The organism is Streptomyces sp. JH14, from assembly GCF_029428675.1.
Classification (GTDB): domain Bacteria; phylum Actinomycetota; class Actinomycetes; order Streptomycetales; family Streptomycetaceae; genus Streptomyces.
The window spans coordinates 5326462-5350015 of sequence record NZ_JAJNEL010000001.1; the positions used below are offsets into that span (position 1 = coordinate 5326462).

Here is a 23554-nt window from a genome sequence, read left to right on the forward strand (position 1 = left end):
TCGTCTGTCTGGCAACCCTGAATCAATGAAATTCGTTGTTTCCGGGACTGGATATCACTGAATCCGAAGTTCGCGGCGGTTGGGTATGTCGAAAGCGTTACCCCTGCGACTAGGCTGGACATCTCACCCATTGGATGTGTCGACAGGAGGGGTGGTTGTGACCACCGAGGTGCGCCGTCTGCGCAACTACATCAACGGAGAGTTCCGGGACGCCGCGGACGGGCGGACCATCGACGTGGTCAACCCGGTGACGGAAGAGGTCTACGCGACCTCGCCGCTCTCCGGGCAGGCCGATGTCGATGCCGCCATGGCCGCCGCTGCCGCCGCTTTCCCCGCCTGGCGCGACATCACGCCGGCCGAGCGCCAGAAGGCCCTGCTGAAGATCGCGGATGCGTTCGAGGCGCGTGCGGAGGACCTGATCGCCGCGGAGTCCGAGAACACCGGTAAGCCGCTGGAGCTCACCCGCACCGAAGAGATCCCGCCGATGGTGGACCAGATCCGCTTCTTCGCGGGTGCGGCCCGGATGCTCGAAGGCCGCTCCGCCGGTGAGTACATGGAGGGGATGACCTCCATCATCCGCCGCGAGCCGGTCGGTGTCTGTGCACAGGTCGCGCCGTGGAACTACCCGATGATGATGGCGGTCTGGAAGTTCGCCCCGGCGCTCGCCGCGGGCAACACCGTCGTCATCAAGCCCTCCGACACCACCCCGGCGTCGACCGTGCTGATCGCCGAGATCATCGGCGAGATCCTCCCCAAGGGCGTCTTCAACGTCATCTGCGGCGACCGCGAGACCGGCCGTGCGATGGTCGAGCACCCGACCCCGGCGATGGCCTCCATCACCGGTTCGGTACGCGCCGGCATGCAGGTCGCCGAGTCCGCCTCCAAGGACGTCAAGCGCGTCCACCTGGAGCTCGGCGGGAAGGCCCCGGTCGTCGTCTTCGAGGACAGTGACATCGCCAAGGCCGTCGAGGGCATCTCCGTCGCGGGCTTCTTCAACGCCGGACAGGACTGCACGGCCGCGACCCGCGTGCTCGTCCACGAGTCGATCCACGACGAGTTCGTCACCGCGCTCGCCAAGGCCGCCGCCGACACGAAGACCGGCCTGCCGGACGACGAGGACGTGCTGTACGGCCCGCTCAACAACGCCAACCAGCTGAAGCAGGTCAGCGGCTTCATCGAGCGGCTCCCCGCCCACGCCAAGGTCGAGGCGGGCGGCCACCGCGTCGGCGACAAGGGCTACTTCTACGCCCCGACCGTCGTCTCCGGCCTGAGCCAGGATGACGAGATCATCCAGAACGAGGTCTTCGGCCCGGTCATCACCGTCCAGTCCTTCACGGACGAGGCACAGGCCGTCGCGTACGCCAACGGTGTCGAGTTCGCCCTCGCCTCCTCGGTGTGGACGAAGGACCACGCCCGCGCGATGCGGATGTCCAAGAGCCTGGACTTCGGCTGCGTGTGGATCAACACGCACATCCCGCTCGTCGCCGAGATGCCGCACGGCGGATTCAAGAAGTCCGGCTACGGCAAGGACCTCTCCGCGTACGGCTTCGAGGACTACACGCGCATCAAGCACGTCATGACGTCGCTCGACGACTGATCCGACGTGCGTGTGGTGACGGCCCCGGGCTCCGGCCCGGGGCCGTTTCCGTGCCGTAGCCCGCTTCTGACGCGGTATCGACAGGGTGTGCGGGCGCGGTGCGCGCCGCTGGACGAGTGGTCCATTGTCCGCCGCACCCGCCGACCGGCATCCTGCGCAGGTGCGAGCGATCCCGAGGAACCCCATGTCCCGCCGGTCCCTGCTGCGCGCCTTCGGTGCCGGTACGGCCGGTGCCGCGCTGGCCGGCTGCGGAGTGCCCGCTGCGTACGTGCAGCCCGGTGACCGCGCCGGACGCGACTTCTCCGCCACCGACCACCCGCTGCACTTCGCCAACTGGCCGCTGTACATCGACACCGATGACGAGGACGAGTCACGGCGGCCCACCCTCGACGCGTTCACCGAACGCACCGGGATCTCCGTCACGTACACCGAGGAGATCAACGACAACGACGAGTTCTTCGGGAAGATCAGCCCGGCGCTGATGAACCATCAGCAGACCGGCCGGGACCTGATCGTCATCAGCGACTGGATGGCCGCCCGGTTCGTGCGGCTGGGCTGGGTGCAGGAGATGGACCGGGCTGCGCAGCCCAACGTCGCCAAATACCTGGACCCGCAGCTGCGTTCGCCCGCCTTCGACGAGGGCCGGACACACAGCGTCCCCTGGCAGTCCGGGATCACCGGCATCGCGTACAACCGCAGGAAGCTCGGCCGCGAGATTAAGCACACGAGCGATCTCTGGGCGGCCGACCTGCGCGGGAAGGTGACTCTGCTGTCCGGGCTCGACGAGGCCTTCGCCCTGCTCATGCAGGGCAACGGCGTCGACATCACCCGCTGGACGCGGGACGACTTCCACACGACGTGCGACCAGGTCGAGAAGCTGGTGCGGAAGAAGCACATCCGCCGCTTCACCGGCAACGACTACATCAAGGACCTGTCGACCGGCGATGTTCTCGCCTGTCAGGCCTACTCGGGCGATGTCATCCAGCTCCAGGCGGACAACCCGGAGATCGAGTTCGTGGTGCCCGAGGAGGGGGCCGAGCTCTGGGCGGAATCGCTCATGATCCCCAACCTCGCCCGCCACAAGCGCAATGCCGAGAAACTGATCGACCACTACTACGAGCCCGAGGTCGCCGCGGAGCTCGCTGCCTGGGTCAACTACGTCTGCCCCGTCCCGGCCGCGCGTGAGGTGCTGGCGTCCGCCAAGGACGAGGAGACCGCCGCCCTCGCCGAGGATCCGCTGATCTTCCCCGACGACGCGATGCGCCGGCGGCTGGCGATCGCCCGCGACATCACGTCCGAGGAGCGCACCGAGTTCGCGAAGAAATGGAACGCCGTGGTCGGCCTCTGAGGCACGTGGAGGGGCGGAGTAAAGAGCGCGTAAACACCGGCGTACGCTGCCGACATGAGCGAGCGAAGAGCCCTGTTGAGGCGCATACGCGTGTGGGTGGCCGTCTTTGTCGTCTGTCTGGTGCTGAGCGGGCTGACCGCCTTCCCGCTCGTCCATGAACTCCACTGGGCCGAGGACCTGCTGACGTCCTCGGCCTCGCCCGTGCCCGAGCACTTCCCGGCCCTGACGGAGTGGATCACCCGGGTCCGGACCGGTCTCGACGAGGCCGACGCGTCGTACCCCTTCGTGCTGTACGGCACCGACTGGCTGGCCTTCGCGCATCTCGTCATCGCGGTCGCCTTCTACGGCCCGTACCGCGACCCGGTCCGCAACATCTGGGTCGTCGAGTTCGGCATGATCGCCTGCGCGGGCATCATCCCGCTCGCGCTGATCTGCGGACCGATCCGGGACATCCCCTTCTGGTGGACGGTCATCGACATGTCGTTCGGTGTCATCGGAGTGATCCCGCTGCTCGTCCTCCGCCGGATGATCAAGCGGCTGGAGACCCTGTCGCAGACACCCGGTCCGGCGACGGAGCCGGTGCCGGCCGCGGCCGGCTGACCCGACGGATCGATCAGGGAGTGCGGCGGGCGGGAGAAGCCGCGAGCAGGACGCGCAGGGCGTCGACGCGGTTGGTGGTGATCGAGTCGACGCCCTGCGCGATCAGCCGGCGCATGGTGTGCTTGGTGTCGGCCGTCCAGGCGGAGACCAGCAGCCCGTCCCGGTGGACCCGGTCCGTCAGCTCCCGGCTCACCAGACCGAACCGGTAGTTCAGCCAGCGCGGCTTCACCGCGTCCAGCAGTCCGGCACGGGGCGGGGCGAGCGTCGTCCAGGTCAGGGCGATCTCGGCGGACGGATCCGCGGCGCGCACCCGCAGCATGGCCTCGGGACCCGCGCAGTAGTACGTACGCTCCCCGGCCCCGCACTCGCGGACCACGCCGACCGTCCTGCGTACCGAATCGTCCGTGGAGCCGGGCAGATCGACCATCAGGCGGTGCGTTCCGGCGATGAGCAGCGCATCGCGCAGGGTGGGCACACCGCCCGCGGTCGCTTCGACGAGCTCCTGGTGCGTGAGCCGGTCCAGCCTGCGGTCGTCGCCCCACAACCGCTCCAGAGTGGCGTCGTGCAGCAGGACCGGCACTCCGTCGCGGGTGACGCGGACGTCCACCTCGACCGCGTCCGCCCCGCGTTCGACGGCGGAGCGGATCGACGGAAGGGTGTTCTCGCGGACACGGTACGGATCGCCGCGGTGAGCCACGGCGGTGACAGAGGTGGCCATGGGGCCATTGTCACCGCCCTCGTCACCGGCCGGTGCGCTCCAGCCAGTTCGTCGTGTACGTGTCGATCTCGGTGGCCAGCGCCCGCTTGCCGGCCGGGTCGAGGTACGACGCCTCCACCGAGTTCTTCGCGAGCGCGGCGAGCCCGCGCTCGTCCAGACCGAGAAGACGGGCCGCCACCCCGTACTCGTTGTTGAGGTCGGTACCGAACATCGGCGGGTCGTCGCTGTTGATGGTGACCAGCACGCCGGCGTCCACCATCTCCTTGACCGGGTGGAGGTCGAGGTCGGTCACGGCGCGGGTCGCGATGTTCGAGGTCGGGCAGACCTCCAGCGGAATCCGGTGCTCGGCGAGGTGGTCGAGGAGCCGCTGGTCCCGGGTGGCGCTGGTGCCGTGGCCGATGCGTTCGGCGCGCAGGTCGTTCAGGGCGTCCCAGATGGTCTGCGGGCCCGTCGTCTCCCCGGCGTGCGGGACGGAGTGCAGTCCCTCGGCGATGGCCCGGTCGAAGTAGGGCTTGAACTGCGGGCGGGGCACGCCGATCTCCGGGCCGCCGAGCCCGAACGCGACGAGTCCCTCGGGCCGCAGGCCGACCGCGAGCCGGGTGGTCTCCTCCGCGGCTTCCAGTCCGGCCTCACCGGGGATGTCGAACGTCCAGCGCAGTACGACCCCGAGCTCGGCCTCGGCGGCCTTGCGGGCGTCCTCTATGGCCTCCATGAAGCCCTGCTCCGGGATGCCGCGCCGGGTCGAGCTGAACGGGGTGACGGTCAGCTCCGCGTACCGGATGTTCTGGCGGGCCATGTCACGGGCGACCTCGAAGGTCAGCAGCCGGACGTCCTCCGGGGTACGGATCAGGTCCACGACGGAGAGATACACGTCGATGAAGTGGGCGAAGTCGGTGAAGGTGAAGTAGTCGGCCAGCGCCTCGGGGTCGGTGGGGACCTTGGAGTCCGGGTGGTGGGCGGCCAGTTCGGCGACGATGCGGGGCGAGGCGGATCCGACATGGTGGACATGCAGTTCGGCCTTGGGCAGCCCCGCGATGAAGGGGTGCAGATCGGTCATCGGATCCTCCGGGACGTGCGGTTCGAGCGGCCCGGGCGCAACGCGGCCGGGTGCGGGACGGGGATCATCGTAGGCCGGTCCCGAGGCTGCGGGAGCGGGCCGTAGCATGACGGGACCACGATGGGGGAGGACCATGTCAGACAACACAGAGCAGCCAGGGGGCGGGGCTGAGCCGCGCGACCCGTGGGCTCCGCCGGACAGCGGAGTTCCGCTGGAGAAGCCGGCCGGTGACCCTCGCCCGCCTGCTGTGCACGACCAGCAGACGGTCACCTCGATGCCCGCCGCGGCGGGCCCCACGCCCGGGTTCGGCAGCGCACCGGGCACCGGAGAGGGCCAGGCCCCCGGGGACGTGCCCCCGCCGCCGATCGCCCCGAACGGCCCGGGCCAGGCAGGCCCGCCGCCGGCGGGGCAGTACGGTTACCCGGCCGCACCGTCGGCACCGTACGGCGGCTACCCGGGCTACCCCGGCTACGGCGGTCAGCCCGCATGGGGCGCAGCGCCCTCGAACGGCATGGGCACGGCGGCGATGGTGCTGGGGATCCTGGCCGTCTGCCTGTTCTGCGTGTACGGCATCCCCAGTCTCATCCTGGGCGCGCTCGCGCTGATCTTCGGCATCATCGGCCGCAAGCGGGTCGGACGTGGCGAGGCGGACAACGCCGGCCAGGCGCTGTCCGGGGTCATCCTGGGGTCCATCGGCATAGCCATCGGTGTCCTCATCATCGGAGGACTCATCTGGCTGTTCGCCACGCACATGGACGAGTTCAATGACGACTCCTCCTACGACGACACCTACGGGACGTCCCTGGTCGTCGAGGACGCGCGATGACATCCCTGGTCCCGGTCGCCGCCCGATAGCGGCCAGGACGTTCGCGGTCTGCGGGGCGGTGGGTCAGACCCCATCGCCCCGCAGGCCGTTTCCTGTGGTGCGCAGCTCTTCGCGGGCCTCCATCAGCGCGAACCCCAGGAGGTTCAGCCCCCGCCAGCTCGCCGGGTCCTCCGCCCGCGGATCGTCCGCGGCCAGCCCGATGCCCCAGATCCGGTCCACGGGGCTGGCCTCGACGAGCACCCGGTCCCCGGTGTTCACCAGGAACTCCCGCAGCCCGGCGTTCTGGCCGAATTTGTGGATGTTGCCCGCCACCACCAGGGCGAACCGCTCCCGCTCCCACACCGCGCCGTCGAAGGCGCGGACCAGCCGGCCCTCCTTCTTCGCCGCCGCGGGGCTGCTCGCGGACACGGCGCGGCGCTCCGCCTCCTCGTCGCCGAAGAGCCGCGCCTTGCCGGCCATCATCCAGTGCTCGGCCGACGCGTAGGTCACGCCGTCGACGGCGAACGGCGACGGCCACCACTGGCTGAGACAGCTCGCGCCGATCCGCCCGTCCGGGAGCGGGCGATGTCCCCAGAACCGCAGGTACTTCACCCGCTCGCCGCGGCGGGTCCGCGCCACGAGATCGTTCATGTGTTCCATGGCATGCGAGTGTGGCATCCGCCACTGACACTCCGTCCGGGGATTTCCGGGGCGACGCGACACATGGTCGACAGATTCCGTTGCGTAACCAAAAGGCAACAACGGAATCACTTGTTGGGATGGCCCTCCTCTGTCAGGATCGGCACTCAATTCGTGCAGAAGCTACGCCGCTCCGGCTGACGGGGACAGCGGCGGAGGAGAGCGTCATGGGCAACGGTTTCCAGGTGCAGGACCGCTTCGCGGACGGCGCCCAGTACATCGACGGAGAACTGCGGTCCGGCACATCGGGACGCAGTCACGCGGTCGTGAACCCGGCGACGGGCGAAACCGTCTACACGTACGAACTGGCGGGCGCCGCCGATGTCGACGCGGCCGTCGCCGCTGCCCGCGCGGCCTTCCCCGGCTGGTCGGGCGCCACGCCGGCAGAGCGGTCCGAGGCGATGCACCGCTTCGCCGCTGTCCTCGCCGAACAGGCCGACGACTTCGCGTACGCCGAGTCGCTCCAGTGCGGCAAGCCGGTCAAGCTCTCCACCGAGTTCGACGTGCCGGGCACCGTCGACAACACCTCCTTCTTCGCGGGCGCCGCCCGCCACCTGGAGGGCAGGTCCGCCGGTGAGTACGACGGCGACCACACCTCGTACGTACGCCGCGAGGCGATCGGCGTCGTCGGCTCCATCGCCCCCTGGAACTACCCGCTCCAGATGGCCGCCTGGAAGATCCTCCCGGCGATCGCGGCAGGCAACACGATCGTGCTGAAGCCCGCCGAGGTCACCCCGCTGACCTCGCTGATGTTCGCGCAGGCCGCCACCGCGGCCGGCATCCCGGACGGCGTGATCAACATCGTCACCGGCGCGGGCAAGGACGCCGGCGAGCACCTCGTCGGCCACCCGGACGTCGTGATGACCTCCTTCACCGGCTCCACCGCCGTCGGCAAGCGGGTCGCCGAGATCGCCACCGCCACCGTCAAGCGGCTCCACCTCGAACTCGGCGGCAAGGCCCCCTTCCTGGTCTTCGACGACGCCGACCTCGAAGCCGCCGTCAACGGCGCGGTCGCCGGAGCGCTCATCAACACCGGTCAGGACTGCACCGCCGCCACCCGCGCCTACGTCCAGCGCCCGCTCCATGACGCCTTCGTCCGCGGTGTCGCCGAGCTGATGGAGACCGTCCGGCTCGGCGACCCCTTCGACCCGTCGACCGACCTCGGCCCGCTGATCAGCCACGCCCAGCGGGACAGGGTCGCCGGATTCGTCGAGCGCGCCCGTGCGTACGCCACGGTCGTCACCGGCGGCGAAGCCCCCGGCGGCGACCTCGCGGACGGCGCCTACTACCGCCCGACGCTGATCGCGGGCGCCGCCCAGGACAGCGAGATCGTCCAGTCGGAGATCTTCGGCCCGGTCCTGGTGGTGCTGCCCTTCGACACCGACGACGAGGGCATCGCGCTCGCCAACGACACCCCGTACGGACTCGCGGCCTCCGCCTGGACCCGCGACCTCTACCGCGCCGGACGCGTCACCCGTGAGATCAAGGCGGGCTGTGTCTGGGTCAACGACCACATTCCGATCATCAGCGAGATGCCGCACGGCGGGTACAAGGCCAGCGGCTTCGGCAAGGACATGTCGGCGTACTCCTTCGAGGAGTACACACAGGTCAAGCATGTGATGTACGACAACACCGCGGTAGCCCGCAAGGACTGGCACCGCACGATCTTCGGGGACCGATAGCCCGGCCGATCACGGCCCCACCCACCCGAAAGGGCAACGCGCATGGAGCAGTACGAGCCCGAGCACCTCTCCGCGGCCCAACTGGCCGCGATGCGGCGCAGTCTGACCAGCGGCAGGGGCGCCCTCACCCGGCGTTCACTCATCCGCGCCTCCGGCATGGGCGCGCTCGCCCTCGGCGGACTGGGGACGCTGAGTGCCTGCGGCATCCCGCCGGCCAAGCGGGAAGGGGACGCCGCGGCGGCCTCCGACGACCACTCGGCCAAGGAGAAGCAGATCAACTTCTCCAACTGGACCGAATACATGGACGTGAGCGAGGACGAGAAGCACCGGCCCACCCTGGAGGCGTTCACCCAACGCACCGGGATCAAGATCAAGTACACCGAGGACATCAACGACAACGTCGAATTCTTCGGCAAGATAAAGCCGCAGCTCGCCGCGGGTCAGGACACCGGCCGGGACCTCGTCATCGTCACCGACTGGCTGGCCGCGCGCATCATCCGGCTCGGCTGGGCGCAGAAGCTCGACCCGACGAACCTGCCGCACGCCTTCGCCAACCTCTCGGCCCAGTTCCGCACCCCCGACTGGGACCCGGGCCGCGCCCACTCGTACCCCTGGACGGGCATTCCGACCGTCATCGCCTACAACTCCAAGGCGACCGGCGGGCGCAAGGTCGACTCCATCACACAGCTGCTCGACGACCCCTCCCTCAAGGGCAGGGTCGGGTTCCTCTCCGAGATGCGCGACTCCGTCGGCATGACCCTGCTCGACATGGGCAAGGACCCCGGCTCGTTCACGGACGCGGACTTCGACGCCGCGATCGGCCGGATCCAGAAGGGCGTCGACAAGAAGCAGATCCGCCGCTTCACCGGCAACGACTACACCGCGGACCTCGACAAGGGCGACCTCGCCGCCTGCATCGCATGGGCCGGCGACATCATCCAGCTGCAGTCGGGTAACCCGGACATCAAGTTCGCGATCCCGGCCGCCGGATACATCACGTCCAGCGACAACATGCTGGTCCCCGCCCACGCCCGGCACAAGACCAACGCCGAGAAGCTCATCGACTACTACTACGAGCCGCCGGTCGCCGCCCAGCTTGCCGCGTACATCAACTATGTCTGCCCGGTCGACGGTGTCCGCGACGAACTCGCCAGGATCGACAAGGCGATGGCCTCCAACACACTGATCCTCCCGGACAAGGAGATGGCGTCCCGATCGCACGCCTTCCGCTCGCTGAGCGCCAAGGAAGAGACGGCGTACGAGGAGAAGTTCGCCAAGCTCATCGGCGCCTGACCGCCGTGCCTTTCCCCCGCCCGATCTTCCCCTGACACCACTGGGACTGCGACCCATGACACAGCAGCAGACAGAAGGCGGCGACGTCCGCCTCGCCGGGATCAGCAAGACGTACGGTTCCTTCGCCGCCGTTCAGCCGCTCGACCTGACCGTCCCCCAGGGCTCCTTCTTCGCCCTGCTCGGAGCGTCCGGCTGCGGCAAGACGACCACCCTGCGGATGATCGCGGGGCTGGAGGAGGCCACCACCGGCACCGTCTCGCTCGGCGGCCGGGACATCACCGGCCTGCCCCCGTACAAGCGGCCCGTCAACACCGTCTTCCAGAGTTACGCGCTCTTCCCGCACCTCGACATCACCGAGAACGTCGCCTTCGGTCTGCGCCGGCGTGGCATCAAGTCGGTGAAGAAACAAGTCGACGACATGCTGGAGCTCGTCCAGCTCGGCGACTTCGCCAAGCGCAAGCCGCATCAGCTCTCCGGCGGCCAGCAGCAGCGCGTCGCCGTCGCCCGCGCGCTGATCAACCACCCCCAGGTGCTCCTGCTCGACGAGCCGCTCGGCGCCCTCGACCTCAAGCTGCGCCGGCAGATGCAGCTGGAGCTCAAGCGCATCCAGACCGAGGTCGGCATCACGTTCATCCATGTCACCCACGACCAGGAGGAGGCCATGACCATGGCCGACACCGTCGCGGTGATGAACGCGGGCCGTGTCGAGCAGCTCGGCGCCCCCGCCGATCTGTACGAGAACCCGAAGACCACCTTCGTCGCCAACTTCCTCGGCACCTCCAACCTCATCGAGGGCGAGATCACCGAGTCGGGCGCGGACGTCCTGGTGGCCGCGGGCGGCAGCACGCTGCGGCTGCCCGCCGCCCGGTGTTCGGCCCCCGCCGCCCGTGGCGGCAAGCTGCTGGTCGGCGTCCGCCCGGAGAAGATATCCCTCGCGACTGTCGACGAGGCGGACGCCATAGCCGCCGGACGCAACCGGGTGACCGGCCGGATCGTCGACTCCAGCTTCATCGGCGTCTCGACGCAGTACGTGGTGGAGAGCCCGGCCGGCAAGGCACTCCAGGTGTACGAGCAGAACGTCGGGCACCGCGCGGGACTCACCCGCGGCACCGAGGTCGTTCTGCACTGGAACCCGGAGCACACCTTCGGCCTCGACGCGGCCCAGGACATCGACGCCGGTGTCGAGACGGTGGAGGACGCGACGTGACCGTCACCGAAGCGCCGCCCGCGCCGCCCAGGGACCCCGCCGAACTCCCCGTGCGCAAGGCCTCCACCCGCAAACGGCTCGTCCCGTACTGGCTGCTGCTCCCCGGCATCCTCTGGCTGGTCGTCTTCTTCGCGCTGCCGATGGTCTACCAGGCCTCGACCTCCGTGCAGACCGGATCCCTGGAGAAGGGGTTCGAGGTCACCTGGCACTTCCAGACGTACTGGGACGCGCTGTCCGAGTACTACCCGCAGTTCATCCGGTCCCTGCTGTACGCGGGCACCGCGACGATCCTGTGTCTGCTGCTCGGCTACCCGCTGGCGTATTTCATCGCGTTCAAGGCGGGCCGCTGGCGCAACGTGGTGCTGGTGCTGGTCATCGCGCCGTTCTTCACCAGCTTCCTGATCCGTACGCTCGCCTGGAAGACGATCCTCGCGGACGGCGGCGCGGTCGTCGACGTACTGAACACCCTGCACGTCCTGGACGTCACCAGCTGGCTCGGCTGGACCGAGAACAACCGGGTGCTGGCCACACCGATGGCGGTGGTCTGCGGTCTGACGTACAACTTCCTGCCGTTCATGATCCTGCCGCTCTACACCTCGCTGGAGCGGATCGACGGCAGGCTGCACGAGGCGGCGGGCGATCTGTACGCCACCCCCGCCACCACCTTCCGCAAGGTGACGTTCCCGCTCTCCATGCCGGGCGTCGTCTCCGGGACACTGCTGACCTTCATCCCGGCCAGCGGTGACTACGTCAACGCGGAACTGCTGGGCTCCACCGACACCAAGATGGTCGGCAGCGTCATCCAGACCCAGTTCCTGCGCGTCCTCGACTACCCGATGGCGGCCGCGCTCTCCTTCATCCTCATGGCGGTCGTCCTGCTGATGGTGACCGTCTACATCCGCCGCTCCGGGACGGAGGACCTGGTCTGATGCCCGTACTGCGCTGGCTCCGCCGCCATCTGATCGTCATCGCGGGTCTGCTGACCCTCGCGTACATGATCCTTCCGAACATCGTCGTGATGGTGTTCTCCTTCAACAAGCCGAACGGGCGCTTCAACTACGCCTGGCAGCGCTTCTCCGTGGACGCCTGGACGGACCCGTGCGGTGTCGCCGACATGTGCGGCTCGCTCTCGCTCTCCCTCCAGATCGCCGCCTGGGCGACGATCGGTGCGACCGCGCTCGGCACGATGATCGCCTTCGCACTCGTCCGCTACCGCTTCCGGGCGCGCGGCGCGATCAACTCGCTGATCTTCCTGCCGATGGCGATGCCCGAGGTCGTCATGGCCGCCTCGCTGCTCACGCTCTTCCTCAACATGGGCGCGCAACTGGGCTTCTGGACGATCCTCATCGCCCACATCATGTTCTGCCTGAGCTTCGTCGTGACGGCCGTCAAGGCGCGCGTGATGTCGATGGACCCGCGGCTGGAGGAGGCGGCCCGCGATCTGTACGCGGGACCCGTGCAGACCTTCCTCCGGGTGACCCTGCCGATCGCCGCCCCCGGAATCGCCGCGGGAGCGCTGCTCGCCTTCGCGCTCTCCTTCGACGATTTCATCATCACCAATTTCAACGCGGGCTCGACCGTGACCTTCCCCATGTTCGTCTGGGGTTCGGCGCAGCGAGGCACACCCGTGCAGATCAACGTCATCGGCACCGCGATGTTCGTCATCGCCGTACTGGTGGTCGTCGCCGGCCAGCTGCTCACGAACCGGCGAAAAAACAGCGCACGAGCCTGAGAGTCCTGAAGGAGTTGGAAACCATGGCCCCAGCTGCCATGCGTACTGCTGCACAATCACTCTCCGAAGCACGACCGGTCCCGTTCTGGCTGGACGACCCCGGCAGGCCCGACGCGCTTCCCGCGCTCACCGGCGACGAGCACTGCGATCTGCTCGTCGTCGGCGGCGGATACAGCGGACTGTGGACCGCGCTGATCGCCAAGGAACGCGATCCGGAACGGGACGTCGTCCTCATCGAGGGGCACGAGGTGGGCTGGGCCGCCTCGGGCCGCAACGGCGGATTCTGCGCCGCCTCCCTCACCCATGGCCTCCCCAACGGCCTGGAGCGCTGGCCGGACGAGATCGCGAAGCTGGAGGAGCTGGGCGAACGGAACCTCGACGCCATCGAGGAGGCCGTCGCCCGCTACTCCATCGACTGCGCATTCGAGCGCACCGGCGAAATCGATGTCGCCACCGAACCGCATCAGCTGGAAGAGCTGCGGGAACGGCACCGGGAAGCCGAGAGACTCGGTTTCACCGGAGTGGAATTCCTCGACCGGGACGCACTGCGCGCGGAAGTCGACTCACCGACCTTCCTCGGCGGACTCTGGGACCGGCGCGGAGTCGCCATGGTGCACCCGGCCAAGCTGGCCTGGGGCCTCAAGCAGGCCTGCCTCGGTCTGGGGGTGCGGGTGTACGAGCACACCCGTGGCCTCGAACTGGCCAGGACCGCCACCGGGATGGTGGTCCGCACGCCGTACGGCAGGGTCCTCGCCCGCCGGGTCGCACTCGGCACGAACATCTTCCCGTCGCTGGTCAGGCGAGTGCGCCCGTACACCGTCCCGGTCTACGACTACGCGCTGATGACCGAGCCGCTCACCGCCGGCCAGCTCGCCTCCATCGGCTGGAAGAACCGCCAGGGCCTGGGCGACAGCGCCAACCAGTTCCACTACTTCCGGCTGTCCGAGGACAACCGGATCCTGTGGGGCGGCTACGACGCGATCTATCCGTACGGCGGCCGGCTGAACGCCGATCTCGACCAGCGGCCGGAGACGTTCCTCAAGCTCGCAGGCCAGTTCTTCGACTGCTTTCCGCAACTGGCGGGGGTGCGCTTCAGCCACGCCTGGGGCGGCGCGATCGACACCTGCTCCCGCTTCTCCGCCTTCTTCGGTACGGCCCACCGGGGACGGGTCGCCTACGCCGCCGGTTTCACGGGTCTCGGCGTCGGAGCCACCCGGTTCGGCGCCGATGTGATGCTCGATCTGCTCACCGGTGAACGGACCGAGCGGACCGCTCTGGAAATGGTGCGTACCAAGCCGATGCCGTTCCCGCCGGAACCGTTCGCCTGGGCCGGGGTCGAGATCACGAAGAGGTCCCTGGCCCGGGCGGACAGCCATGGCGGGCACCGCAATCTGTGGCTGCGGACGATGGACCGGCTGGGGCTCGGCTTCGACAGCTGATCCCGGTCCGGACACGGCACCGATCGCGATGTGACCCGTATCACTTTTTATTGATGGCCCCGACTCGCGTAATGGTCCGGGCCGGACCCTCTCTCGCCGTGTGGACGCGCTGTCGGCGCACACGGAAGAGGGAGGCCGCTCATGGTGGGCACGGGGGTACGCGCAGCAGTCGAGTGGCTCGCGTCGGTGGCACCGGATCCGGCTGCCTGCCGGTGGGAATGGGAGCGCAATCCCCAGGGGGTTGCGCTCCTTCCCGCAGGCAGGCGCTGGGACGTACTGATTCTTCCGGGGGAGCTCGGCTATCCGACGCTCGATGTGCTCACCCGTCTCATCGACCGGCCCGGGCCGGTTCTTTCCGACTTCGGCGAGGCACGCATGGGCTTCTTCGTGCAGCCGGGTACCGCAGCCCGCTGGATCGGAACGGGGGTACGGGGGGTGGGGCTCGGGACCTGGATCGTCGTGCCGTACCCGGGGCGGGCCGCCGGCGGGGTGCGCTGGCTGATCCCGCCCGACGGCTCGGGAACGCTCACCGACGCGGCGCTGCTGGAACTGGCGATGCACGAGGCCGCGGCGGCAGCGGTCCGGCGGGGCCGGGGTGGCGACAGGGGCCGGGGCGGGGGCGGCACAGAGGCCTGAGAGCGGGCCGGGGGTGCGAGGGGGGAGTGCGGTGCTGTCAGAGGTCTTGACAACCTGATTGGTCTGGACCATGTTGTGGCGCGCCCCACTCAATTCCCCCCTGCACGGAGGCCGTTGTGGAACGCACGGGACCCCCCGCCCGAATGTCCGGACTTCTGGCCGCCTTCTCGGCGGCCCTCCTGGTCGCCGCCGGGCTCGCCGTCTCGGCGCCGGCCGCCGTCGCGGCCGACACCGATCTGGCGCGCAACGGCGGCTTCGAGGCCGGCCTGGACGGCTGGAGCTGTACGGGCGGCAGCGGAGCCGTCGTCAGCAGCCCCGCCCACGGCGGGACTTCGGCGCTGAAGGCGACTCCGGCCGGCAGTGACAACGCCGAGTGCTCCCAGGCCGTGACGGTCAAGCCGAGCTCCACATACACGCTGAGCGCCTGGGTGCAGGGCAGCTACGTCTACCTCGGCGCATCCGGGACCGGCACCACCGACGTGTCGACCTGGACGCCGTCCGCGACCGGCTGGACGAAGCTCACCACCACCTTCACGACCGGCGCCACGACGACCTCGGTGAAGATCTACACCCACGGGTGGTACGGGACCCCCGCCTACTACGCCGACGACCTCACCCTCATCGGCCCCGGGGGCGACCCGGTCCAGCTCCCGGCCACCCCCGCCGGACTGCGCACCGGCACGACCACGTCCTCCTCCGTCGCCCTCTCCTGGACCGGTTCCACGGGGGCCACCGGCTACAACGTCTACCAGGGCGGTACGAAGGTCCTCTCCGTCACCGGAACCTCCGCCACCGTGACGGGCCTGGCCGCCTCGACCTCGTACAGCTTCCAGGTCAGCGCCACCAACTCCGCGGGTGAGTCCGCCAGGTCCGGTGCCGTCACCGCCACCACCGCGGCGGGCGGCGGAGACGGAGGCGGCGCCCTCCCGGCCCATGCACTCGTCGGCTATCTGCACTCCAGCTTCGCCAACGGCTCCGGCTATACGCGGATGGCGGACGTCCCCGACTCCTGGGACGTCATCGATCTGGCCTTCGGCGAGCCGACCTCCGTCACCTCGGGCGACATCCGGTTCTCGCTCTGCCCGGTCACCGAGTGCCCGAACGTCGAGTCCGCGGCCGAGTTCAAGGCGGCCATCAAGGCCAAGCAGGCCGCGGGCAAGAAGGTGCTGATCTCCATCGGCGGCCAGAACGGCCAGGTGCAGCTCGCCACCACCGCCGCCCGCGACACCTTCGTCTCCTCCGTCAGCAAGATCATCGATGAGTACGGCCTGGACGGTCTGGACATCGATTTCGAGGGTCACTCGCTCTCGCTGAACACCGGTGACACCGACTTCCGCAACCCGACCACCCCGGTCATCGTCAACCTGATCTCCGCGGTGAAGACCCTCAAGGCCAAGTACGGCGACAGGTTCGTCCTGACCATGGCCCCCGAGACCTTCTTCGTGCAGCTCGGCTACCAGTACTACGGCTCGGGCCCGTGGGGCGGCCAGGACCCGCGCGCCGGCGCCTACCTGCCGGTCATCCACGCCCTGCGTGACGACCTCACCCTGCTGCACGTCCAGGACTACAACTCGGGTTCCATCATGGGTCTGGACAACCAGTACCACTCGATGGGCGGCGCCGACTTCCACATCGCCATGACCGACATGCTGCTCACCGGCTTCCCGGTGGCCGGCGAGACCACCAAGGTCTTCCCGGGACTCCGCCCCGACCAGGTCTCCATCGGACTGCCGGCCTCCACCCAGGCGGGCAACGGCTACACCTCACCCACCGAGGTCACCAAGACGCTGAACTGCCTGACGAAGAAGACCGACTGCGGGACATACGCGACGCACGGGACCTGGTCCGGGCTGCGCGGGCTGATGACGTGGTCGATCAACTGGGACCGCTTCAACAACGGTGAGTTCTCGAAGAACTTCGACGCCTACTTCGGCGGCTGACGCCGCCGTGACCGACCGCTCGACCAGCTGAGCGCCACCAGCAACAGCCCGCTCAGGCACCAGCCGGCGAGCACATCCAGCGGCCAGTGATAACCGCGCAGCACCAGACCGATGCCCGTCGCCGCCGTCAGCAGGACAGCGGCGACGGGCATCATCCATGACCGCATCGACCGCTGCGCATATGGGGCGGTCACCAGCGCCGCCGCTCCGTACGCCACCGCGGCCGTCGCCGCATGGCCCGACGGGTAGTAGCCGGCCGCCTCGGTCAGCGGTCCCGGACGGGCGATCCACGCCTTGAGGGGGACGATCAGCGCGGGCACCGCCGCCATGGCGAGCACCGCGAGGAGCGGGATGCGGCGCGCGCCGCGCACCAGCGCGTAGACGAGGGCGCAGCCCAGGACGGGGAGAGCGACCTGCATATTGCCGAGATCGGCGAGACATTCCGTGAGACGGACGGGGCCGTGCCCCACGACCGCCCGGCCGATCCGCTCGTCCAGCCTGCGCAGCGGCCCGTCCGCGGCGACCTGCCAGGTGAGGAGCGCGAAGACCGCGAGAAGCGACGGCGCCAGGAGAAGGAGAGGAGCCGGCCGCCCCGGAACAGGGGGGGTGGTTCCGGGGCGGCCGTCCGGATCGGTGTGCCGCGCGCCCCGGGGGGTTTGGGGCGAGCGGCCATCCGATCGGTGAGGAGTTCCGGAGCCGGAGGCTCCAGTGGTGTGCGCGGTGGCACGACCGGGACGGTGCCGGCGAAGCTCCGACCCGGTATCGCTCGCAGTCCCCTGCGAGCGGGGTGTTTCTCTCATCTGCAGGAACCGTACGTCAGCCGACGGGGGACCGACAGTCGGAAACGAATCCCGCCATCGGCCCCCCACACCTTCTTCACAGGCCCTCACGCTGGCCCGGCCGGAGCGGATCCTTCCGGCGGGGATCAGATCTGGGCGAAGGCCTGCTCGATGACGTCGAGACCCTCGTTCAGCAGGTCCTCGCCGATCACCAGCGGCGGCAGGAAGCGCAGCACATTGCCGTACGTGCCACAGGTGAGGACCAGCACGCCCTCCGCGTGGCAGGCCTTCGCGAGCTGCGCGGCCGCCTCCGGGTTGGGGTCCTTCGTGCCGGACTTCACCAGCTCGATCGCGATCATCGCGCCACGGCCGCGGATGTCACCGATGACATCGCCGTTCGGCAGCTTCGCCTGCATCTCGGCGAGGCGGCCCTTCATGACCTCCTCGATGCGCTTCGCCTTGCCGTTCAGGTCCAGCTCGCGCATGGTCTCGATGGCGCCGAGCGCACCCGCGCAGGCCACCGGGTTCCCGCCGTACGTACCGCCGAGGCCGCCCGCGTGCGCGGCGTCCATGATCTCGGCGCGGCCCGTCACGGCGGAGAGCGGCAGGCCGCCCGCGATGCCCTTGGCGGTCGTGATCAGGTCGGGGACGATGCCCTCGTCCTCACAGGCGAACCACTGGCCGGTACGGCAGAAGCCGGACTGGATCTCGTCCGCGACGAAGACGATGCCGTTGTCCTTGGCGAACTGCGCGATCGCCGGGAGGAAGCCCTTCGCCGGCTCGATGAAGCCACCCTCGCCGAGCACCGGCTCGATGATGATCGCGGCGACGTTGTCGGCGCCGATCTGCTTCGTGATCTGGTCGATGGCCTGGGCGGACGCCTCGGCACCGGCGTTCTCCGCACCGGTCGGCCAGCGGTAGCCGTACGCCACCGGGACGCGGTAGACCTCGGGCGCGAACGGACCGAAGCCCTGCTTGTACGGCATGTTCTTGGCGGTCAGCGCCATCGTCAGGTTCGTCCGGCCGTGGTAACCGTGGTCGAAGACGACGACCGCGGTGCGCTTCGTGTAGGCGCGGGCGATCTTCACGGCGTTCTCGACGGCCTCGGCGCCCGAGTTGAACAGCGCGGACTTCTTGGCGTGGTCGCCCGGCGTCAGCTCGGCGAGCTGCTCACAGACCTCGACGTACCCCTCGTACGGCGTGACCATGAAGCAGGTGTGGGTGAAGTCGGCGAGCTGCGCGGACGCGCGGCGTACGACGGCCTCGGCGGAGGCGCCGACCGTCGTCACGGCGATACCGGAACCGAAGTCGATCAGACGGTTGCCGTCCACGTCCTCGATGATTCCGCCACCGGCGCGGGCGGTGAACACCGGCAGGGTGGAGCCCACACCTGCGGCGACCGACGCGAGACGGCGGGCCTGCAGCTCCACCGACTTCGGGCCGGGAATGGCAGTGACGACGCGGCGCTCCTGCGGAATTGCGGTCATGAGGGGCTCCTGGGGGTGTTTCGGACGCTTCTCTGTCTGCAGGCTAGGTGCGAGCAGGGGGGTCCGGCATGTTCCGATCGGGAGAAGTGGCCCGACGCGGTTGTCCGTCACGGACATAGCGACCGGGGGCGGGACATCCCGTGCGACCGCGTCTGACGGGGTGCCACGGGGCACTAGATTGAGGGGGCCGGGGCGCCTGCGCCCGGAGTCAGTGGTCGGCGCTGGTCAGGGGACGAGGGACAGCACATGGACACCGAGGGCACGTACGACCCGCGCGGCACCCGTTCCGGTGCTCCGGTGCCGCGCCCGGCCGGCCCGCCACCGCCCGCGCTGCCGCCCATGCCGGGACACGCACCGGCCCCGGGCCCCTCCCTCGGGGACTGGCTGCGCATCCCCAGGCCCCTGGCGGAACCGGGCGTCTGGCGGTCCGGGCACACCGCCCGGCCCGCCGAGGCCGAGGAGCGCACGCCCGACCGCGCACTGCTGAGCGGAGCGGTGATCTCGCTGCTGGCCTGCATCCTCGTCTGGTCGCTCTGGCGCAACGGATACATCCCGTACTGGCGCGTCCCGCTGAAGCTGTTCACCCCCCACGCATGGTGGGGACCGTTCGGCGACCAGCCGTTGACCCATGGCGCCGTGCGCGCGCTCGACATCTACCGTCTGCTGATCATCGGAGCCCTCGTCTACGGGTTCGGCCGGTTGGGTAACTGGCCCGCCGCCTTCGAACGCGGTGTCGCCCGCCGGGGGCCCCTCGCCCGTGCGGGTGGTGCGGCGGCCGGCGCACTGCTGGTCTGGATCCTCGTGTGGACGGGGACCGTGCCGGGCATGGAGCTCACCTTCAGCTTCGTGGCCGGTCCGTGGATGGGCACCGACCGCACCCTGACCACCGCGGTCACGTACGGGCTGTACGCCCTGATCACCCTGGTGATCGTATGGCCGTTCGCGAGGCTGGGTCGATGGACGCGGCTGCGCCGCCGGAACGCCGCCACCCCCGAAGGCGCGCGCGGTCCCGCGGACCGTGGTGCCGTGCCCGCAGCCGGCCGCGACACACAGGCCCCGGGGGAGGGCGGCGCGGACGATCCGGCCGAATGGCCCGAACTGCGCGCCGCCGGACAGGAGCAGGCCGCCGCCAAGCTCGCCCAGGAAGGCCGGTCGGGCCGGATGAACGACGTCGACTACGCCCGTATCCGACGGGCCTGGACCTCCGTACGGGCCGACGGCACCCGGCTGCCCGCCTTCATCGACACCGTGCTCCGCAACGGCGCCGCCGCCTGCACGCACCCCTCCGGCGCCCGCGATCTCCCGGTCCGCGCCGGCCGCCACGATCTGCTGGTCGACCAGGTCAGACTCGGCACGGTCGACGACAACGAGCGCAACCCCTATGCGCGCCGCGGCACTGGCATCGCCCTCGACCCCGGCCTGCTCGGCACGTCCCTGCTGGCCGTCGGACCGCCAGGGGCGGGCAAGAGCCGCGCAGTGATCCGGCCCGTCGTCGAATCCCTCGCCCTCCAGGCGCTCGCCGGGCGGGCCGCAGTCGTCGCGGTATGCGCCACCGGAACCCAGCTCGGTGCCGACCAGGGGTTCGACGTCGTGATCAAGCTCGGCGACCCGGCCTCCGTCCATGATCTCGACCTGTACGGGGGCACCACCGACCCCGACGAGGCCGCGGCCGTCCTGGCCGAAGGGCTGGTCGGTGATCTGCCCGAGGTGGACAGCAGGCGCGCTGCCACCGCCCTCGCACAGCTGCTCGGCCCCTACCGCGCCGCGCACGGCCGCTTCCCCTCCGTCCCCGAGCTGCGGGAGCTGCTGGACGGCGTCCCGGGTGCGCTGGCGGACCTGCGCGAGGCTCTCGACGCGGAGGGCGGGGGCGGGCACGGCATGCACCGCGAGCTCGACGCCCGCGCCCGCCAGTCCGGCGCGCCCGGAGACCCGGGACCCGCGCTCGCCGACCGGGTCGCGCTGCTCGACCGGCCGGCGTTCGCCGATTTCTTCGACACCACCGGAAAGGCCCGCCCGTTCTCCCTGCGGGCCCTGGAACACCCGCTCCGGGTCCGTATCGATCTGCCCGAACGCGGCCACGCCGAGGCCTCGCGGATGCTGGCCCGCCTCGTCCTCGCCCAGTTCACCGCGAGCGCCGCCGCCCGGGCCGACCGCTCCCTCTTCGCCTGCCTGGTGCTCGACGACGCGACCCGCACACTGACCCCCGACACCGTCCGCGGCGTCCAGCGGCTGCGCTCCGCCCATGCGGGGGCCGTGCTCACGCTGCGCACCCTCGACGACGTCCCGGAGAACCTGCAGACGGCGCTGCTGGGCGCGGTCGGCTGCCGGATGGCCTTCTCCGGGATCACCACCTGGGACGGCAAGCGGTTCGCCGAGGCATGGGGGACGGAATGGGTCGAGACCCGGGATGTCACCCAGCGGACCGTCTTCGCCGACCAGCCGATGACCCGAGCCGTTCACGCCTTCCGCAAGCTGGTCACCGGCAAGGCCGTGACCACGGACGCGGTGACCGTCCGCCAGGTCGAGCGCGAACGCTGGTCGGCCTCCGAGCTGGCCCATCGCGTCCCGGCCGGACACGCGGTGCTGTCCCTGACGACCGTACGCGGGGACCATGCGCCGCCCCTGCTGGTGAACCTGAACGGCTGAACCGGGGCCGGGGCCGTCGCAGCGGATGCTGCGGCGGATCCGCCGGGCCGGGACGGCGCCGGGTCACGGAGAGTGGTTACGGTGGACCCTGCCGCCCTGGCAGAATCGTGAGGAGCCGTTCATACGGGACGGCGAAATCGATTCCGAAGGTCCCGCGGTCCCATGCCCCCCACTCTCGCCTCGCTCGTCCAGCACTCGGCGCTCAAACTCACGGTGCGTGCGGGGGCGGACCGGCTCGACGCGCCCGTGCGCTGGGCGCATGTCAGCGAGCTGGCCGACCCCGTTCCGTACATGGAGGGCGGAGAGCTCCTCCTTGTCACCGCCAGCAACCTCGACGCCGAGAACCCCGAAGCGATGCGCCGGTACGTGCGCCGGCTGGCGGACGCCGGAGTCGTCGGGCTCGGCTTCGCCGTGGGCGTCAACTACGACGACGTACCGCAGCCGCTGATCGACGCCGCACAGGAGGCGGGGCTGCCGCTCCTCGAAGTGCCGCGCCGCACCGCCTTCCTCGCCATCGCCAAGGCCGTCTCCTCGGAGATCGCCGCCGACCAGTACCGGGCGGTGACCGCGGGCTTCGAGGCCCAGCGCGATCTCACCAGGGCCGCGCTCGCCGGGGACGGTCCCGGCGAGCTCCTCTCCCGGCTCGCCGCCCAGGTCGACGGCTGGGCCGCGCTGTACGACGCCTCCGGCGCCGTGGTGGCCGCAGCCCCCGGCTGGGCCGCCCGCAGAGCCGCCCGGCTCACCCCGGATGTCGAGCGTCTGCGGGAACGCCCCGCCCCGGCGAGCGTCGTCGTCGGCGACACCGAGGACCGGGTCGAGCTGCAGACCCTGGGCACCGGCCGCCGGGCCCGGGGCGCCCTGGCCGTGGGCACCGGGGCCGCACTCGGCACCGCCGAGCGGTACGCGGTGCACTCGGCCGTCGCCCTGCTGACGCTCACCACCGCCCGCTCCCGCGCCCTCCAGGGCGCCGAGCAGCGCCTCGGCGCGGCGGTCCTTCGGATGCTCCTGGCCGGCCAGCCGGACCACGCCCGGGCCGTTGCCGGGGACCTTTACGGCGGGCTGCTCGACGCCCCGTTCCGGCTGCTGATCGCGGAGTCGCCCGATCCGGCGACCCGGACACTGCTCGGCGAGGCGATGGAGGCGGCCGCCGCCCGGTCAGGCGAAGCGCTGCTGTCGGTGCCCGAAGGGGAACGGCTCGTCGTCCTCGCCAAGGACGGCGGCGAGGCAGTCGCAGCCGGCGCGGCCTACGCGGAGGCCCAGGACGAACGGACCCCGGACGAGGCGGCGCCGGAGGACGCGGGCGTGGTGGTGGGTCTGTCCGCACCGGCGGGCCCGATCGCTGTCTCCGCCGCGTACAAACAGGCCGAACAGGCGCTCTCGGTCGCCCGCCGCAGAGGCAGGGCCATGGTCGAGCACGAAGAACTGGCGGCCGGCTCGGTCCTGCCCCTGCTCGCGGACGACGCGGTCCGGGCCTTCGCCGACGGCATGCTCCGGGCCCTGCGCGAACACGACGCCAAGGGACGGGGCGACCTGGTCGCCTCGCTCCGCGCCTGGCTCAGCCACCACGGCCAGTGGGACGCGGCCGCGGCCGACCTGGGCGTGCACCGGCACACCCTGAGGTACCGGATGCGACGGGTGGAGGAGATCCTCGGCCGGTCCCTGGACGACCCGGACGTGCGGATGGAGCTGTGGCTGGCGCTGAAGGTCACCGGCTCCCCGCCGACGCCGTGAACCGAGGCCCGTACCGCCCGGGGGATCGTTTCGCCGCTGGACGGTCGTGGGCCTTCCCGCAGGCCGCGTCGTCATCAGACAAACCGGCGCATGCCCGCCCTCGTCCGCTCCACGCCGGACAAACGCCAGGCCTGCCGCACGGCCCTACGGTGGGGGGC

The 23554-nt window shown here is 70.2% G+C and carries 19 protein-coding genes; 14 read left to right on the forward strand and 5 right to left on the reverse strand.

Annotated elements, in window-relative coordinates:
- The first annotated feature begins 157 nt into the window (after nucleotides 1-157).
- The 3 genes from LRD69_RS24195 to LRD69_RS24205 all read left to right on the forward strand — a co-directional run bounded on the left by LRD69_RS24195 (nucleotide 158) and on the right by LRD69_RS24205 (nucleotide 3545).
- Complete coding sequence (locus tag LRD69_RS24195; RefSeq protein ID WP_277328636.1) at nucleotides 158-1597, forward strand: gamma-aminobutyraldehyde dehydrogenase; 1440 nt, start codon at nucleotides 158-160, stop codon at nucleotides 1595-1597.
- Nucleotides 1598-1781: 184 nt separating this feature from the next.
- Nucleotides 1782-2945 (forward strand): spermidine/putrescine ABC transporter substrate-binding protein, encoded by a 1164-nt coding sequence (locus tag LRD69_RS24200; RefSeq protein ID WP_277328637.1) that lies wholly within the window; start codon nucleotides 1782-1784, stop codon nucleotides 2943-2945.
- Between the two features lie 54 nt (nucleotides 2946-2999).
- The gene (locus LRD69_RS24205; protein ID WP_277328638.1) at nucleotides 3000-3545 is read left to right on the forward strand and encodes a hypothetical protein; all 546 of its coding nucleotides are present in this window, start codon (nucleotides 3000-3002) and stop codon (nucleotides 3543-3545) included.
- 13 nt (nucleotides 3546-3558) lie between these two features.
- Here the strand turns inward: LRD69_RS24205 and LRD69_RS24210 are convergent, their stop codons facing one another.
- Both LRD69_RS24210 and LRD69_RS24215 read right to left on the reverse strand, forming a co-directional pair.
- A complete protein-coding gene (locus LRD69_RS24210) occupies nucleotides 3559-4263 on the reverse strand; it encodes a glycerophosphodiester phosphodiesterase (RefSeq protein ID WP_277328639.1) in 705 nt (234 codons plus the stop codon).
- Nucleotides 4264-4285: 22 nt separating this feature from the next.
- A complete protein-coding gene (locus LRD69_RS24215; RefSeq protein WP_277328640.1) occupies nucleotides 4286-5320 on the reverse strand; it encodes an adenosine deaminase in 1035 nt (344 codons plus the stop codon).
- Nucleotides 5321-5453: 133 nt separating this feature from the next.
- On the opposite strand from LRD69_RS24215, the gene LRD69_RS24220 reads away from it, so the two are divergent.
- Complete coding sequence (locus LRD69_RS24220; RefSeq protein ID WP_277328641.1) at nucleotides 5454-6146, forward strand: DUF4190 domain-containing protein; 693 nt, start codon at nucleotides 5454-5456, stop codon at nucleotides 6144-6146.
- Nucleotides 6147-6209: 63 nt separating this feature from the next.
- Here LRD69_RS24220 and LRD69_RS24225 read toward each other — a convergent pair whose 3' ends face one another.
- Nucleotides 6210-6785: an NADAR family protein gene (locus LRD69_RS24225; protein WP_277328642.1), complete on the reverse strand. Its 576-nt coding sequence runs from the start codon at nucleotides 6783-6785 to the stop codon at nucleotides 6210-6212.
- A 206-nt stretch (nucleotides 6786-6991) separates the two neighbouring features.
- On the opposite strand from LRD69_RS24225, the gene LRD69_RS24230 reads away from it, so the two are divergent.
- The 8 genes from LRD69_RS24230 (at nucleotide 6992) to LRD69_RS24265 (ending at nucleotide 16753) form a co-directional block, all read left to right on the forward strand.
- Complete coding sequence (locus tag LRD69_RS24230; RefSeq protein ID WP_277328643.1) at nucleotides 6992-8506, forward strand: gamma-aminobutyraldehyde dehydrogenase; 1515 nt, start codon at nucleotides 6992-6994, stop codon at nucleotides 8504-8506.
- A gap of 42 nt (nucleotides 8507-8548) precedes the next feature.
- Nucleotides 8549-9799, forward strand: a complete 1251-nt coding sequence (locus LRD69_RS24235) for a spermidine/putrescine ABC transporter substrate-binding protein (protein WP_277328644.1) — start codon at nucleotides 8549-8551, stop codon at nucleotides 9797-9799.
- 55 nt (nucleotides 9800-9854) lie between these two features.
- Nucleotides 9855-11006, forward strand: coding sequence for an ABC transporter ATP-binding protein (locus LRD69_RS24240; RefSeq protein WP_277328645.1), 1152 nt, complete (start codon nucleotides 9855-9857; stop codon nucleotides 11004-11006).
- Complete coding sequence (locus tag LRD69_RS24245) at nucleotides 11003-11935, forward strand: ABC transporter permease (protein ID WP_277328646.1); 933 nt, start codon at nucleotides 11003-11005, stop codon at nucleotides 11933-11935. Before LRD69_RS24240 ends, LRD69_RS24245 begins: the two co-directional genes overlap by 4 nt.
- Nucleotides 11935-12738 (forward strand): ABC transporter permease, encoded by an 804-nt coding sequence (locus LRD69_RS24250; RefSeq protein WP_277328647.1) that lies wholly within the window; start codon nucleotides 11935-11937, stop codon nucleotides 12736-12738. The genes LRD69_RS24245 and LRD69_RS24250 overlap by 1 nt, the downstream gene beginning before the upstream one ends.
- A 23-nt stretch (nucleotides 12739-12761) precedes the next feature.
- On the forward strand, nucleotides 12762-14177 hold the full coding sequence (locus LRD69_RS24255) for an FAD-binding oxidoreductase (RefSeq protein WP_277328648.1): 1416 nt from the start codon (nucleotides 12762-12764) through the stop codon (nucleotides 14175-14177).
- A gap of 141 nt (nucleotides 14178-14318) precedes the next feature.
- Nucleotides 14319-14813, forward strand: coding sequence for a hypothetical protein (locus LRD69_RS24260; protein WP_277328649.1), 495 nt, complete (start codon nucleotides 14319-14321; stop codon nucleotides 14811-14813).
- A gap of 116 nt (nucleotides 14814-14929) precedes the next feature.
- Nucleotides 14930-16753, forward strand: coding sequence for a glycoside hydrolase family 18 protein (locus LRD69_RS24265; protein ID WP_277328650.1), 1824 nt, complete (start codon nucleotides 14930-14932; stop codon nucleotides 16751-16753).
- Here the strand turns inward: LRD69_RS24265 and LRD69_RS31070 are convergent.
- Together LRD69_RS31070 and gabT are read right to left on the reverse strand one after the other, a co-directional pair.
- Nucleotides 16738-17172: a phosphatase PAP2 family protein gene (locus tag LRD69_RS31070; RefSeq protein WP_346771921.1), complete on the reverse strand. Its 435-nt coding sequence runs from the start codon at nucleotides 17170-17172 to the stop codon at nucleotides 16738-16740. The genes LRD69_RS24265 and LRD69_RS31070 overlap by 16 nt on opposite strands.
- Nucleotides 17173-17678: 506 nt before the next feature.
- Entirely contained in the window at nucleotides 17679-19019 is a 1341-nt protein-coding gene (gabT, locus tag LRD69_RS24275; RefSeq protein WP_277328652.1) for a 4-aminobutyrate--2-oxoglutarate transaminase, read from the reverse strand.
- Nucleotides 19020-19265: 246 nt separating this feature from the next.
- On the opposite strand from gabT, the gene LRD69_RS24280 reads away from it, so the two are divergent.
- Complete coding sequence (locus LRD69_RS24280; protein WP_277328653.1) at nucleotides 19266-21665, forward strand: ATP/GTP-binding protein; 2400 nt, start codon at nucleotides 19266-19268, stop codon at nucleotides 21663-21665.
- Between the two features lie 162 nt (nucleotides 21666-21827).
- Nucleotides 21828-23396 carry a PucR family transcriptional regulator gene (locus LRD69_RS24285; RefSeq protein WP_277328654.1) on the forward strand — a complete coding sequence of 523 codons (1569 nt, stop codon included), beginning with the start codon at nucleotides 21828-21830 and terminating at the stop codon, nucleotides 23394-23396.
- The last annotated feature ends 158 nt before the right edge of the window (nucleotides 23397-23554 follow it).